Source organism: Clostridium sp. TJA038 (assembly GCF_058310255.1).
Map to the genome: position 1 here is coordinate 19,310 of NZ_JBZEFA010000011.1, position 14,729 is coordinate 34,038.

At 30.0% G+C, this 14,729-nt stretch carries 15 protein-coding genes and 1 tRNA gene; 15 read left to right on the forward strand and 1 reads right to left on the reverse strand.

Going from position 1 to position 14,729, the window contains the following annotated elements:
* Positions 1 to 39 precede the first annotated feature (39 nt).
* The 4 genes from AC4FQV_RS11195 (at position 40) to disA (ending at position 4,166) form a co-directional block, all read left to right on the forward strand.
* Positions 40 to 762, forward strand: coding sequence for a GntR family transcriptional regulator (locus tag AC4FQV_RS11195; RefSeq protein WP_491139924.1), 723 nt, complete (start codon positions 40 to 42; stop codon positions 760 to 762).
* On the forward strand, positions 759 to 1,487 hold the full coding sequence (gene nagB, locus AC4FQV_RS11200; protein ID WP_491165540.1) for a glucosamine-6-phosphate deaminase: 729 nt from the start codon (positions 759 to 761) through the stop codon (positions 1,485 to 1,487). Before AC4FQV_RS11195 ends, nagB begins: the two co-directional genes overlap by 4 nt.
* Positions 1,488 to 1,719: 232 nt before the next feature.
* Entirely contained in the window at positions 1,720 to 3,081 is a 1,362-nt protein-coding gene (gene radA, locus AC4FQV_RS11205; RefSeq protein WP_491139922.1) for a DNA repair protein RadA, read from the forward strand.
* A 20-nt stretch (positions 3,082 to 3,101) separates the two neighbouring features.
* Positions 3,102 to 4,166 (forward strand): DNA integrity scanning diadenylate cyclase DisA, encoded by a 1,065-nt coding sequence (disA, locus tag AC4FQV_RS11210; protein ID WP_491139921.1) that lies wholly within the window; start codon positions 3,102 to 3,104, stop codon positions 4,164 to 4,166.
* A gap of 34 nt (positions 4,167 to 4,200) precedes the next feature.
* Here disA and AC4FQV_RS11215 read toward each other — a convergent pair whose 3' ends face one another.
* Positions 4,201 to 4,602 (reverse strand): nucleoside triphosphate pyrophosphohydrolase family protein, encoded by a 402-nt coding sequence (locus AC4FQV_RS11215; protein ID WP_491139920.1) that lies wholly within the window; start codon positions 4,600 to 4,602, stop codon positions 4,201 to 4,203.
* A gap of 312 nt (positions 4,603 to 4,914) precedes the next feature.
* Between AC4FQV_RS11215 and AC4FQV_RS11220 the strand changes: the two genes are divergently transcribed.
* From AC4FQV_RS11220 to AC4FQV_RS11270, 11 genes are all read left to right on the forward strand, one after another.
* Positions 4,915 to 6,021, forward strand: a complete 1,107-nt coding sequence (locus tag AC4FQV_RS11220) for a PIN/TRAM domain-containing protein (RefSeq protein WP_491139919.1) — start codon at positions 4,915 to 4,917, stop codon at positions 6,019 to 6,021.
* Between the two features lie 13 nt (positions 6,022 to 6,034).
* On the forward strand, positions 6,035 to 6,709 hold the full coding sequence (gene ispD / locus AC4FQV_RS11225; protein ID WP_491139918.1) for a 2-C-methyl-D-erythritol 4-phosphate cytidylyltransferase: 675 nt from the start codon (positions 6,035 to 6,037) through the stop codon (positions 6,707 to 6,709).
* Between the two features lie 355 nt (positions 6,710 to 7,064).
* A complete protein-coding gene (locus AC4FQV_RS11230; protein ID WP_491139917.1) occupies positions 7,065 to 8,777 on the forward strand; it encodes a proline--tRNA ligase in 1,713 nt (570 codons plus the stop codon).
* Between the two features lie 103 nt (positions 8,778 to 8,880).
* Complete coding sequence (cysS, locus tag AC4FQV_RS11235) at positions 8,881 to 10,278, forward strand: cysteine--tRNA ligase (protein ID WP_491139949.1); 1,398 nt, start codon at positions 8,881 to 8,883, stop codon at positions 10,276 to 10,278.
* Between the two features lie 201 nt (positions 10,279 to 10,479).
* The gene (locus tag AC4FQV_RS11240) at positions 10,480 to 10,890 is read left to right on the forward strand and encodes a Mini-ribonuclease 3 (protein WP_491139916.1); all 411 of its coding nucleotides are present in this window, start codon (positions 10,480 to 10,482) and stop codon (positions 10,888 to 10,890) included.
* A gap of 15 nt (positions 10,891 to 10,905) precedes the next feature.
* Positions 10,906 to 11,643, forward strand: coding sequence for an FAD-dependent thymidylate synthase (thyX, locus tag AC4FQV_RS11245; RefSeq protein WP_491139915.1), 738 nt, complete (start codon positions 10,906 to 10,908; stop codon positions 11,641 to 11,643).
* A gap of 21 nt (positions 11,644 to 11,664) precedes the next feature.
* Positions 11,665 to 12,537: a 23S rRNA (guanosine(2251)-2'-O)-methyltransferase RlmB gene (gene rlmB, locus AC4FQV_RS11250; protein WP_491139914.1), complete on the forward strand. Its 873-nt coding sequence runs from the start codon at positions 11,665 to 11,667 to the stop codon at positions 12,535 to 12,537.
* 15 nt (positions 12,538 to 12,552) lie between these two features.
* Positions 12,553 to 13,062, forward strand: coding sequence for an NYN domain-containing protein (locus AC4FQV_RS11255; RefSeq protein ID WP_491139913.1), 510 nt, complete (start codon positions 12,553 to 12,555; stop codon positions 13,060 to 13,062).
* A gap of 81 nt (positions 13,063 to 13,143) precedes the next feature.
* A complete protein-coding gene (sigH, locus tag AC4FQV_RS11260) occupies positions 13,144 to 13,791 on the forward strand; it encodes an RNA polymerase sporulation sigma factor SigH (protein WP_491139912.1) in 648 nt (215 codons plus the stop codon).
* Between the two features lie 82 nt (positions 13,792 to 13,873).
* Positions 13,874 to 13,949 (forward strand) — tRNA-Thr (locus AC4FQV_RS11265).
* A 66-nt stretch (positions 13,950 to 14,015) separates the two neighbouring features.
* Positions 14,016 to 14,729 (forward strand): elongation factor Tu (locus tag AC4FQV_RS11270; RefSeq protein ID WP_491165541.1); only part of this gene is annotated, 714 nt, incomplete at its 3' end.

The following is a 14,729-nucleotide window of genomic DNA, read 5'->3' on the forward strand; positions in this document are numbered from 1 at the left end:
ATGGAACACTTGAGTATAATTAAAGTAGGAGGAGAAATCATGATAGATAAAAATAGTCCTATACCAGTTTATTACCAGTTAAAGGAAATGATAAAAGAAAAAATACTAGGAGGAACTTGGCAAGTAGGACAATGTATAGCTAGTGAAAGAGAGTTAACAGAGACTTATGGGGTAAGTCGCATGACTGTTAGACAGGCCTTAGGGGAGTTAGTTCAAGAGGGGCTTTTAACAAGAGAGAAAGGAAAGGGTACTTTTGTCTGTGAACCTAAAGTTAAGCAAGAAGATATGATGAGTTTCTCAGAAATAATAAAAAAAGCAGGACGCAGTTTAATAACTAAAGTTATAGATTTTGAGGTTATTAATACACCAGAGGAATTAGCTGATGTTTTTTTAGTAGACAGAATATACAAAATAAATAGATTAAGAATAGTAGATAATGAGGCTGTAGCAAATGAAGTTGTCTATATTCCCTGTGAGTATTGTGGCTTTATAACTAAGGAGGACTTAGAAGGTTCTTTATTTAAGTTATTAGAAGAAAAGGGATATATAATAGATAGCACAGAATCTTCTTTGGCAGCAGTTATAATGGATAAAGAATTAAAGGATTTATTTGGTGTTGAGAAACAAGTTCCTCTATTAAAAAGTCATAATACAGCTTTAAATTCTGAGGGAGAAATAATTTACGTTGAAGATGCAATTTATAGATCAGATAAGTATGTGTTAGAAATTAATATTTCTAAAAGAGAGGGGAAATTGAAATGAGATTAATAGTTACTAAAAATTATGATGAAATGAGCAAGGTTGCAGCTAATGAAATGGCTAAAGATATAAAGAAAAATCCTGAAATTGTTTTAGGTTTAGCAACTGGTGGAACTCCAGTTGGAATGTACAAAGAACTTATTAAAATGTACAATGAAGGAAAATTAGATTTTTCAAAGGTTACAAGTATAAATTTAGATGAATATGTAGGTCTATCAGGTGAGCATGACCAAAGTTATAGATACTTCATGAATAAAAATTTATTTAATCATATAAATATAGATAAAAATAAGACTTTTGTTCCTAATGGTTTAGCAGAAAATATTGAAGAAGAATGTGAAAAGTATGATGAGAGAATACAAGATTTAGGTGGAATAGACCTACAATTATTAGGTTTAGGAGCAAATGGACATATAGGTTTTAATGAGCCAGGAGAGGCTTTAAGTGTAGGAACACATTTAACTGACCTTAAAGAATCAACTATAGAAGCTAACGCAAGATTTTTTGATTCAATTGAAGATGTTCCAAGAAAAGCTATAACAATGGGACTTGGTGGAATAATGAAGGCCAAAAAAATAATGGTTATAGCAAGTGGAGAGGGAAAAGCAGCTGTTGTAAAAGCTATGATGAGCGGAAAAATAACAACTGAAATACCAGCTACTATGTTACAAATGCATAGAGATGTTTTATTAATAGTAGATGAAGCTGCTGCTAAGCTATTAAAATAGTTAAATTATATATAAAAAACTGTTTGCAGATTAGAATTTTTATTTTCTTTTTTGCAAACAGTTTTTTACTTTTTATAGCATTAATTTTTATTAAATCTTTTACATAATCTTTTTAATAAAATAGTAATAAATAAGTATGTGATTAGTTATAATGATATGATATGATTATTTAAGGATATATTAGGAAATAATTAGATTTGTACGTAAAATGAAGAAATATGGAGTTGGTAAAGTGGCAAAGGTTAGAAGTATATATGTGTGTCAAAATTGTGGATATGAAACACCGAAGTGGATGGGTAAATGTCCAGAATGTAATAATTGGAATACTTTAGTTGAGGAGATTAGAGATTCTAAAAGTAATCAATCTTCTCAAAAGGTTGAAAGACAGTTAGGTGAACTTAAAAAAATAAAAGAAATCAAATCAGGTGAGAAGGAAAGATATGACACAGGAATTGGTGAATTAAATAGAGTGTTAGGTGGAGGACTTGTTAAAGGGTCGCTTACTCTTATCTCTGGAGACCCTGGAATAGGTAAATCTACACTTCTTTTACAAACAGCTAATAATATTTCAAAAAAATATGGAAAAGTTTTATATATTTCTGGTGAAGAGTCAGAAGAACAGATAAAAATAAGAGGAGACAGATTAAAGGTTGATGCAGAAGAACTTTATATAGTCTCTGAAACTAATCTTGATTTAATAGAGGCATATATAGATAAATTAGAACCAGCTTTCATAATTATAGATTCAATACAAACTATATATAGAGAAACAGTATCTTCAGCACCAGGAAGTGTTTCTCAGGTTAAGGAATGTTCAAATTCTGTAATGAGGATTGCTAAAGGAAAAAATATTCCATTGTTTATAGTTGCTCATGTAACAAAGCAAGGAGATTTAGCAGGACCTAGAGTATTAGAACATATGGTTGATACTGTTTTGTCTTTTGAAGGTGAAAGAACAGAAGAATTTAGAATATTAAGAACTATGAAAAATAGATTTGGGACTACAGCAGAAATTGGCGTTTTTGAAATGCGTGGAGAAGGGCTTATGCAAGTTTATGACCCTTCTAGCATGTTTTTAGAGGATACTAGTTTCAATCAAGAAGGTTCAGTTGTAATTGGAGTAATGGAAGGAACTAGACCTATTCTTGTAGAAATACAATCTTTAGCTTCAGAAACAAAGGCTGTAATGCCAAGAAGGACCTCTGTAGGAGTAGAAAATTCAAGATTAAGTTTGATTTTAGCTGTATTAGAAAAGAAGTTAAGAGTGCCTTTTTATAATACTGATGTTTATGTAAATGTAGTAGGAGGGCTTGAAATAGAGGGAACTACAGCAGATTTGGGGATTGCCATTTCTCTTGTATCTTCTGTTAAGGGTAAGGCTACTTCTTTAGAAAAGTTAGTTGTTATAGGAGAAGTTGGATTAACAGGAGAAATAAGACCTATATCAAATTGTGACAGAATATTAAATGAAGCAGAAAAAATGGGATTTTTAAATGCTGTTGTTCCTTATAGAAGTTTAGATAAATTAAAGGGGAGTAAATTAAATCTTATAGGAGTAAAAACTGTAAGAGAAGCCATAGGAAAGATATTTTAAGATGGATAGGTGTGAGTTAAATGAGAACTGTACATGATGATGAGTTAAAGAAAATATTAAAAATAATGAGTCCTGGTACTTCATTAAGAGAAGGCTTAGATAATATATTAAGAGCTAAAACAGGAGGACTTATAGTATTAGGGGATAATGAGGAAATATTAGATTTAGTAGATGGTGGATTTAATATAAACTCTGAATATAGTCCTGCATATATATATGAGCTTGCTAAGATGGATGGTGCTTTAGTACTTACTTCAGATAGAAAAAGAATACTTTATGCCAATGCTCAGCTTATGCCAAATCAATCTATAAGTACTTTTGAAACAGGAACAAGACATAGAACTGCTCAAAGGGTTGCAAAGCAAACAAATAAAATAGCAATAGCTATTTCTCAAAGAAGAAATATAATTACTGTCTATAAGGGAGATATAAAATATGTTCTAAGAGATAGTGCTGTTATATTAAGCAAAGCAAATCAAGCTATACAAACATTAGAGAAATATGTAGCAGTTCTTGAAAGAGTAACTAACAATCTTAATATACTTGAGTTTCAAGATTTAGCAACACTTTTTGATGTTACTACTGCTATTCAAAGAACAGAAATGGTAATGAGAATAGTAGAAGAAATAGAAGGATATATTATTGAGCTTGGAAATGAAGGAAGACTTATTTCTATGCAGTTAAATGAATTAGTAAGAAGCATAGAACAAGATGGAGTTCTTTTAATAAGAGACTACTGTTACGATAGAATGGAATATAATAATGTTTATAAAGAGATACAAAAATTATCAGCTGAAGATTTATTAGATTTAGATATAATAGCAAAGGAATTAGGGTATGTAGGTAAACCATTAATTGACACATTAGTGTCACCTAGAGGATATAGAATATCTAATAAGGTGCCAAGAATACCTTCAAACGTAATAGAAAATCTAGTTGGACACTTTGGAAAGCTTAAGTATATTCTCGAGGCAGGAAATGAAGAATTAGATCAAGTAGAAGGAATTGGAGAAGCTAGAGCTAGAGCAATTAAAAATGGATTAAGAAGAATAAGAGAACAAGTAGCTTTAAATAAAAATTTATAAAAAAAAAGTGCCATATTTATATGGCACTTAATATTTATCTAAAAGTAAATTTACCTAAAGTATCGATTTTATTATATTCTTTTAATAGTATATCAAATAAATTTAAATCCAAAGCATTACATAAAGAAGTTAGATAAAAAAGGTTATTACCAAGTTCACGTTCTATAACTTCCCTACAATTTTCACATAAAGCTCCTTTAATATGGGAGCTTAAATTTGGAGTTAAATCCTCTAAGGATAAGTCGCTATTTTCTAGTAAATTTTGCTTCTTACCATCAATTTCTATGCAGCCACAATTTGTAACGGCTTTACATATAGCTCTATTTGCTCTTGCTTGAGATTCTTGATATTTACTTAATATATCTAATATGCTTTTGTGTCTAAGTAAAGAATTATTAACGCTATTTTGAAATTCGTCAAAAATTACGTCCTTCATAGTGTTTCACTCCTTATATACTAATCTTTGACCCTATAGTAATTATAAAATTTTTTGGTTATATTTGTCAAATGATTTAGGGTTGCAAAACTAAACATATGTTAAAAACTAATTAGCTTGTTAACTTGACTACAATATAAATCAATTTTAAAAAAAGTTACAGGGGGTAATTTGTTAATTCTATGAATTAAGAAATATTTGTAAATCTGAAAAGGCACTTATATGGTATAATTAAGTAAGTATATTATAAATATTTTACAACTATGAATTATAAAACCTAAACATGTCAATAATTATATAGGAGGTGAGTTTGTGATAAAGAAAATTTTTAGAATAATCCTTACTATTTTAGGGGTGTTAATTGGCTTTGTTTTAGCAGATGGAATAAGAAAAAGTGCTATAGGCAAGGAGTATTTAACAAACATTTTTTTTAAGGTATCATTTTATATAATTTTAACAGTTGCATTTGGAATTATTTTATTTATTCTTTCTCCTTTTATATATAAAGCTATAAGAAGACTTATGACTTTTATAGAAAAAGGAATATCTAAGTTATCTCCAAGTGAAATAATATTTGGAGCTGGGGGAGCCATAGTTGCCTTAGTATTAGCTTTAGTAGTAACTTTGCCTTTAAGTAGCTTTTTAAGTGGAATAAATGATATGTTAGGGCCTATTGTATCTGTAGTTATAAATGTTTTAGCTATGATTATAGGTGCAGATATAGCTGTTAAAAAAAGAGAAGATATTACATTGTATTTTCAAAACTTTAGAAAAGGACAATCTAAAGAGAAAAAATCTAAAAGTCCTTCAAGTAAAAAAAGTGAAGCTACACCAAAGGTTTTAGATACCTCTGTTATTATTGACGGAAGAATATTTGATTTATGCCAAACTGGATTTATTGAGGGAGCTTTAGTAATACCTACTTTTGTTCTTGATGAATTAAGACATATATCAGATTGCTCTGATTCTTTAAAAAGAACTAGAGGAAGAAGAGGGTTAGATATATTAAATAAAATACAAAAAGAGCTTTCTATAGAAGTTATAATGTGGGAAGGAGATTTTCCAGAAATAGCAGAAGTTGATATAAAGCTTTTAAAATTAGCACAAAAATTAAATGGTAAGGTTGTAACAAACGATTATAATTTAAATAAAGTAGCGGAATTCCAAGGAGTTCCAGTATTAAACATAAATGAATTAGCAAATGCAATAAAACCTGTAGTATTACCAGGAGAAGAGATGACACTTACTGTTGTTAAAGATGGAAAAGAATCTGGACAAGGAGTTGCTTATCTTGATGATGGTACTATGATTGTTGTAGAAGGTGGTAGAAAGTACATGGGAAAAGAAATAACAGTAGTTGTAACTTCAGTACTTCAAACTGCAGCAGGAAGAATGATATTTGCTAAATATAAATCTTAAAAGGAAGTTGTTTATGGGAAAAGTAGTTAGCATTATATTAGCTGGTGGAAAAGGTAAAAGAATGGGTGCTAAAGTTAGCAAACAGTTTATAGAAATAAATGAAAAACCTATAATTTACTATACATTAAAAGCTTTTGAAAAATGCAAAGAGATTGATGAAATAATTCTTGTCTTACCTAAAGATGAAATAGATTATTTTAAAAAGGAAATAGAGCCTAAATTTAATTTTAAAATTTCTAAGATTATTGAAGGGGGAGAAGAAAGACAAGATTCTGTCTATAATGCTTTAAATTCTATAGAGAATTGTGAAATTGTCTTAATACATGATGGAGCTAGAGCCTTTGTAAGTAATAGAATAATAACAGAAGGCATAGATTATGCAAAGAAGTTTGGAGCAGCAGCTCCTGGAGTTACTCCAAAGGATACCATAAAGATTAAAGATGAAAAGGGATTTTCTATAGATACTCCTAATAGGAATTCTTTAGTAGCTGTTCAAACACCTCAATGTTTTAAGTATAACTTAATAAAAAGAGGTCATGATAAAGTAAAGGAAGAACACATTAAAGTTACGGATGATACTATGATAGTAGAACTTTTAGGAGAAAAAGTATATCTTTTTAATGGAGACTATGAAAATATTAAAGTTACAACACCAGAAGATTTAATTTTGGCAAAGTATTTTATTTAATAAAGATTCACAGGATAAAAAGAGTATATTGACATGTTATTTTTATAAGGATATAATTTTATAAGATTTAAGAAAATTTAATAGTTGTAAAGACTGTGAAAAAGATTAGTAGAAACGCTTATACAGAGAGAAAATACTAGGCTGAGATATTTTCAACATGTTTTGAACCTACTTTGGAGTCGTAGCAAAAAACTAACCGGCTTTAATACCGTTAACAATGAATAGAGTACAAATTTAGGTGGTACCGCGAAAATACAAGCTCGCCCTAAAGTTTTTTAGGGTAGAGCTTTTTTATTTATATGAAGTTAATTAAAAAAATTAGATTTATAGATAGCTTATGAGGAGGTAATATATTATGAAAATGTCAAATATGTTAGTAGGAACTTTAAGAGAAGTTCCAGCTGAAGCAGAAATAGAAAGCCATAAACTTATGCTTAGAGCAGGTCTTATGAGAAAGATGGCTGCAGGTATTTATAACTATATGCCTTTAGGATTAAAGGTTATAGAAAATGTTAAAAATATAGTTAGAGAAGAAATGAATAATGCAGGAGCTCAAGAGTTTTTAGCATCAGCTTTAATTCCAGCTGAATTATGGCAAGAATCAGGAAGATGGGATGCTTATGGAGCAGAAATGTTTAGATTAAAAGATAGACACAATAGAGATTTTTGCTTAGGACCAACTCATGAAGAAGTATTTACTGATATAGTTAGAAATGAGATAAAATCATATAAACAACTACCATTAAATCTTTATCAAATACAAACAAAATACAGAGATGAGAGAAGACCAAGATTTGGTGTTATGAGATCTAGAGAGTTCATAATGAAAGATGGATATAGCTTTGATAAGGACCAAGAAGGTTTAGATTTAGCATATGAAAAAATGAGAAAAGCATATGTTAACATATTTAATAGATGTGGTTTAGATGCAAAGGCAGTTGCTGCTGATTCAGGAGCTATAGGAGGTTCAGGTTCAGCTGAATTTATGGTTAAATCAGAAGTTGGAGAAGATGATGTAGTATTCTGTACAGCTTGTGATTATGCAGCTAATATAGAAAAAGCACCATCAACACCAGAACATGCAGAAAAAGAAGAGTTAATGGAAGTTGAAAAGGTTGAAACACCAGCTGTTAAATCAATAGATGATTTAGCTAAGTTTTTTGAGTGTTCACCAAAGAAAATAGCTAAAACTTTAATCTTCCAAGCTGATGATAAGGTTGTTGCTGTTATGCTAAGAGGAGATAGAGAAGCTAATGAAGTTAAAATAGCAAATGCTATTGGTGATGTAATTGAGTTAGAAATGGCAAGTGAAGAAGCAGTTAAAGAAGCTACAGGAGCAGTTGTTGGATTTGCAGGTCCTATAGGAATAAAGGTAGATATGCTATTAGTTGATGAGGAAGTAGCTAATATGTATAACTTTATAATTGGTGCTAATGAAACTGATATGCACTTAAAGAATGTAAACTATGGAAGAGATTTTGAAGGAATAGTTGGAGATTTTAGAAATGTTACTATAGGAGAAAAATGTCCTGAGTGTGGAAAGGAAATAACTATTTCAAGAGGTACTGAAGTTGGTCACATATTTAAGCTTGGAACTAAGTACTCAGAATCTATGGGTGCAACATTTATTGATGAAGATGGAAAAGCTAAACCTTTCATAATGGGATGTTATGGAATAGGTGTTACAAGAACTGTAGCTTCAATAATAGAACAGCATAATGATGAAAATGGAATAATATGGCCATTAGAAGTAGCTCCATATCATGTTTCAGTTATACCAGCTAATGTTAAAAATGAAGAGCAAGCAGCAAAAGCAGAAGAAATTTACAATGAATTAAGAAAAATGGGAGTTGAAGCTCTATTAGATGATAGAAAAGAAAGAGCTGGAGTTAAGTTTAAAGATTCAGAGTTAATAGGTATTCCAATGAGAATAACTGTTGGAAAAATGATTGGTGAAGGTCAAGTTGAATTTAAACTTAGAGATGGTGGAGAAGTTGAAACTTTAAAAATAGAAGAAGTTTATAATAGAGTAAAAGAAGAATTTGAAAAAGCAAATTTATCTTTATAATTTGTAAGATTAACCAAATTGTATATAATTAGAATATAATAGTAGAACTCACCTTATTTTAATAAGGTGAGTTAATAATATAAGATAGGAGGGTTAAATTATGATTAAAGTTTATAATACTTTAAATAAGAGAAAAGAAGAATTTATTCCTTTAACTCCAGGAGAAGTTAAAATGTATGTTTGTGGTCCTACTGTTTACAACTTTTTTCATATTGGAAATGGTAGAACATTTATAGTTTTTGATACTATAAGAAGATATTTTGAATATAGAGGATTTAAGGTTGACTTTGTCCAAAACTTTACAGATATAGATGATAAAATGATTAAAAAAGCTAATGAAGAAGGTACAACTGTAAAGAAGGTTGGAGATACTTATATAAAAGAATATTATAAAGATGCTGATGCATTAAATATAGAAAGAGCTACAGTTAATCCAAGAGCTACAGAATATATTGGAGAAATAATAAAATTTGTAAAAGGATTAATAGATAAAGGATACGCTTATGAGGTTGATGGTGATGTATATTTCTCAACTAAAAAGTTTGAGGGATATGGAAAATTATCAGGTCAAAATATTGAAGACTTACAATCAGGTGCTAGAATAAGTGTTGATGAAAGAAAGAAAGATCCAATGGATTTTGCTATATGGAAGGCACAAAAGCCAGGAGAACCAGCTTGGAATAGTCCATGGGGAATGGGAAGACCAGGATGGCATATAGAGTGTTCATGTATGGCTAAAAAATTATTAGGAGATACAATTGATATTCATGCAGGTGGTTCAGATTTAAAATTCCCACATCATGAAAATGAAATTGCACAAAGTGAAGCTTTAACAGGAGAACCTTTTGCTAGATATTGGTTGCATTCAGCTTTTGTTAATGTAAATAATGAAAAAATGTCAAAATCATTAAATAACTTCTTTACTGCAAGAGAGATATTAGAAAAATATGATGCAGATGTTATAAGATTTTTAATGTTATCAGCTCACTATAGACAACAACTTAATTTTAGTGAAGATTTATTAGAATCTGCTAAGTCATCAGTTGAAAGAATATATAATGCTATAGGAAATTTAGAAAATTTAATAGATGAAGTTTCTAGAGAAGAAATGAATGAAGATGAAAAAGCATATTTAGAGTCATTAAATAAATATAAAGAAAAATATATTGAAAAAATGGATGATGATTTTAATACAGCAGATGCTATAACAGCTATATTTGATTTAATAAAAGATACTAATACAAATATAACAATTGATTCATCAAAAGAGTTAGCTAAAAAAGCTTTAGATTTAATAAGAGAGTTAGGAAAGCCTTTAGGAATGTTACAAAAATCAACTAAAGGAAACTTAGAAGGAGAAATTGAAGCTTTAATAGCTAAAAGACAACAAGCTAGAAAAGATAGAGATTTTGCTTTAGCTGATAAAATTAGAGATGAGTTAAAAGATAGAGGAATAGTATTAGAAGACACACCACAAGGTGTTAGATGGAAGATGATATAATTAAAATAATAAACTTGCAAAGGAACTTTCTTTTGCAAGTTATTATTTTAAATAGGTTTATTTAAAATTTATTTATGAGTTTTTATATTTATAAATATAAAAAAGATATGATTGAATTAAATATGAAACTATAGTTTAATAGTTTTAAATAAACTTATATAATTAAGCAATATATTAAATCTAAAAAAAGGAGATAAAATATTGAAGAATTTATTATATAGAGAGTTTACAGAAAATGAAGCTAGAATGTTAAATCCACTTCAGTTAGCTTTAATAGGAGATGGAGTTTATGAGGTTTTCATAAGAAATTATATATTAAGTGAAAATGCAGGGTTATCTGCTCATAAAATACATGTTAAGGCTATAGAGTATGTAAAGGCTAAGGCACAAAGTGATATAATAAACGCCTTAGAAAATGAGTTAAAGGAAGATGAACTTTATATCTATAAAAGAGGAAGAAATGCAAAATCAGCAACTGTACCTAAGAATGCAAATGTTAGAGATTATAGAAATGCAACAGGTTTTGAAGCATTAGTTGGATATTTATATCTTACAGGTAAAGAGGAAAGATTAAATGAGTTTTTACTAAGATGTATAGAGGTTCATATTTAAGGAGGAGAAATATTAATGTTAAAAGTTAGGTTATTGCAACATACACCAGAACCTGAAAAAACTATAGCAGCAGCAGCTAAATTATGTTATAGTGCCGTTGGTGTTGATGATATATTGGAAAATTTAACTGATGAAGGGGCAGAAAAGTTTTTAAATATGCTTATGTCCTATGGGCATATGTCTCCTATAGAGCATGTTTCATTTACTTTTGCAGTAGAGGGAGTTTCAAGAAGTTTAACCCATCAATTAGTAAGACATAGATTAGCTTCTTATTCTCAACAATCTCAAAGATATGTTAAATTAGAGCAATTTGAATATATAGTTCCACCTGCAATAGAAAAGGATGAAGTAGCTAGAGATATATTCATAAAACAGATGGAAGAATCACAAAAAGCATATGATGAAATAGCAGAAAGATTAAAGAGTAAATACATAGAGGAAGGTATGGCAGAAAAACAAGCAGAGAAAAAAGCTATAGAAGATGCAAGATATGTTTTTCCAAATGCTTGTGAAACAAAAATAGTATTTACAATGAATGCTAGAAGTTTAATGAACTTTTTCCATCATAGATGTTGTGATAGAGCTCAATGGGAAATAAGAACTATGGCAGAAAAGATGGTTGATGAAGTAAAGAAGGTAGCACCTATATTATTTAAAAAGGCGGGACCAAGTTGTGTATCAGGACCATGTCCTGAAGGGAAAATGTGTTGTGGTAAGCTTAAAGAGATGAGAGCTTTATATCTTGAAAAATAAAGATTTTAAGGAGAGAACAAAATGACAAAATCAGAAAATAAGTATAAACAATTAACTCGTAAGCAAAAGTATGCTTTAGAAAGAGAACAAAGAGTAAGAGAAGAAAAATACTCTAGAGGAAATAGAAATTTTGTTGAAGAGGAAGTTAAGGTTAGAGAGGATTTAGTAGAGGGAAGAAATGCTGTTATAGAATTATTAAAATCAGATAAAACTATAGAGCAAATTTTCATAGCTAATGGAAAAATGGAAGGTTCTATAAATAAAATTTTAGGCTTAGCTAAAGAAAAGAAAATAGTTGTAAAAGAAGTTGATAGAAAAAAACTTGACTTAATGAGTGAAACAAAAGCACATCAAGGAGTAATAGCACAAATAACTCCATTTAAATATAGTACCGTTGAAGAAATTTTAGATTTAGCTAAAAGAAAAGGAGAAGAACCTTTTATAATTATATTAGATGAGTTAGAAGACCCTCATAACTTAGGTTCAATAGTAAGAACTGCAGAATTATGTGGTGTACATGGTATTATAATTCCAAAGAGAAGAAATGTTGGAGTAACTGGAACTGTTTATAAAGCATCTGCAGGTGCCATAGAACATATGAAAATTGCAAAGGTTACTAATATAAATAATGCTATAGAAGAATTAAAATCTAATAACATATGGATATATGGAGCTGACATAGATGGTGAAGAGTACAGTTATGAAACAAACTTTAAGGGAGCTTGTGGAATAATAATTGGAAGTGAAGGAAGAGGAATGTCAAACTTAACGAAGAAGAAGTGTGACAAGTTAGTTAAAATACCAATGGTTGGTAAAATAAATTCTTTAAATGCCTCTGTTGCAGGTGGTATAATGATGTATGAGGTATTAAAATCAAGAATAATAAAAAAATAGAAAAAGAGTGATAAAATGAGAGTTATATTTATAGATGGTTATAATGTTATAAATAGTTGGCCTAATTTAAAAAAGTCAAAAAATTATAGCTATGATATAGCAAGAACAGAGCTTACAGAAATGCTTGAAAATTATGCTGCTTTTAACTCTTGTAAAATTTATTTAGTTTTTGATGCTCATAAAGTTGCTGGAAATATTGAAAGCAAAGAAGTATCTGGAAATATAATCACTGTCTTTACAAAAGAAGGCGAAATAGCCGATGCATATATTGAAAGAATGGTAGATGAATTAGGAAGAAAGGTAGAGATTGTTGTTGTAACTTCAGATAGGTTAGAGCAACAAACTATTTTCCAAAGAGGGGCAGTTAGAATGTCATCTATTGAATTTTATAATGAAGTATTAAAAGTACAGGATAATATAAGGAAAAAGGCAGAGAAAAATAAGGCGGAATTAGGCAAAAACTTTTTAGGAGATACTTTAGATGAAAGTGTTTTGAAAAAATTAGAAAAAATGAGAAGAGGGTAATATTGACTAAGTCAAATATAAATTTTATAATTTATTTGTAATTTATTGGATAATGGGATTTTATCTGGGGGTGTAGAGAATATGGGGATTACTTATGATTTGGCTAAGATTAATAATTATGAAGAGTTTAAAGATTTAACAGATAAAGAAGTAGTTATGATGGCTAAAGATGGAAATAGTAAAGCTCAAGAATATGTAATAAGTAAGTACGAACAGTTTGTAAAAGCTAAATCTAAATCCTATTTTCTTATAGGAGCAGATAAAGAAGATATATATCAAGAAGGGATGATAGGATTATATAAAGCTATAAGAGATTTTAATCCTAATAAATTTGCATCCTTTAAAAGTTTTGCAGAGCTTTGTGTTACAAGGCAAATTATAACAGCTATAAAAACTGCAACAAGACAAAAACATATTCCATTAAACACTTATATTTCTTTAAGTAAACCTATTTATGAAGAGGAGTCAGATAGAACACTTTTAGATACTGTAGTAGGTATAGCAATTACAGACCCTGAATCCTTAGTTATAGGAAAAGAAGAGGTTGAAAAAATAGAAAGTGCAATAAATAGTGTTCTTTCTGAATTAGAATTAGAAGTTTTAAATTCTTATTTAGATGGCAAATCTTATCAAGAAATTGCTTGTGATTTAGACAGGGAAGCTAAATCAATAGATAATGCTCTGCAAAGGGTTAAAAGAAAGCTTGAAAAATGTTTAAACATTAAATAATGCAATTTTTCAAAAGTATTGACAAAGAATTTTATTAGTAGTAAAATTTTTATGGCATAGGTAAATTAAATGAATTTGAGGTGCTCACGTAGCTCAGTCGGCAGAGCGTCGCCTTGGTAAGGCGGAGGTCGTCGGTTCAATCCCGATCGTGAGCTCCAATCCAAAATAAGGAAAATACAACACGCTAGGTAGAGTTTATTTGAATTTTAAAGGAGGAATTTGCAATGTCAAAAGCAAAATTTGAAAGAAGCAAACCACACGTTAACATTGGAACAATCGGTCACGTAGACCACGGTAAAACAACTTTAACAGCAGCTATAACAACAGTTTTAGCTCAAGCTGGTGGAGCAGAAGCATTCAAATACGATGAAATAGATAAAGCTCCAGAAGAAAAAGAAAGAGGAATCACAATCAACACAGCTCACGTTGAATACGAAACAGCTAACAGACACTACGCACACGTAGACTGTCCAGGACATGCTGACTACGTTAAAAACATGATAACAGGAGCAGCTCAAATGGACGGAGCTATCTTAGTTTGTTCAGCAGCAGATGGTCCAATGCCACAAACAAGAGAGCACATCTTATTATCATCAAGAGTTGGAGTTGACCACATCGTAGTATTCTTAAACAAAGCAGATATGGTTGACGACGAAGAATTATTAGAATTAGTTGAAATGGAAGTTAGAGAGTTATTAAGCGAGTACAACTTCCCAGGAGACGATATTCCAGTAATCAAAGGATCAGCTTTAGTAGCATTAGAAAACCCAACTGATGAAGCTGCAACAGCTTGTATCAGAGAGTTAATGGATGCTGTAGATAGCTACATCCCAACACCAGAAAGAGCAACAGATAAACCATTCTTAATGCCAGTAGAAGACGTATTTACAATCACTGGTAGAGGAACAGTTGCAACAGGAAGAGTTGAAAGAGGAGTT

Excerpts from the sequence above, each read along its gene's own strand:
- AC4FQV_RS11230 (WP_491139917.1), top strand. The coding sequence starts at position 7,065 with ATGAAAATGTCAAATATGTTAGTAGGAACTTTAAGAGAAGTTCCAGCT.
- AC4FQV_RS11255 (WP_491139913.1), top strand. The coding sequence starts at position 12,553 with ATGAGAGTTATATTTATAGATGGTTATAATGTTATAAATAGTTGGCCT.
- nagB (WP_491165540.1), top strand. The coding sequence starts at position 759 with ATGAGATTAATAGTTACTAAAAATTATGATGAAATGAGCAAGGTTGCA.
- AC4FQV_RS11215 (WP_491139920.1), bottom strand. The coding sequence starts at position 4,602 with ATGAAGGACGTAATTTTTGACGAATTTCAAAATAGCGTTAATAATTCT.
- AC4FQV_RS11195 (WP_491139924.1), top strand. The coding sequence starts at position 40 with ATGATAGATAAAAATAGTCCTATACCAGTTTATTACCAGTTAAAGGAA.
- disA (WP_491139921.1), top strand. The coding sequence starts at position 3,102 with ATGAGAACTGTACATGATGATGAGTTAAAGAAAATATTAAAAATAATG.
- sigH (WP_491139912.1), top strand. The coding sequence starts at position 13,144 with ATGGGGATTACTTATGATTTGGCTAAGATTAATAATTATGAAGAGTTT.
- ispD (WP_491139918.1), top strand. The coding sequence starts at position 6,035 with ATGGGAAAAGTAGTTAGCATTATATTAGCTGGTGGAAAAGGTAAAAGA.
- thyX (WP_491139915.1), top strand. The coding sequence starts at position 10,906 with ATGTTAAAAGTTAGGTTATTGCAACATACACCAGAACCTGAAAAAACT.
- rlmB (WP_491139914.1), top strand. The coding sequence starts at position 11,665 with ATGACAAAATCAGAAAATAAGTATAAACAATTAACTCGTAAGCAAAAG.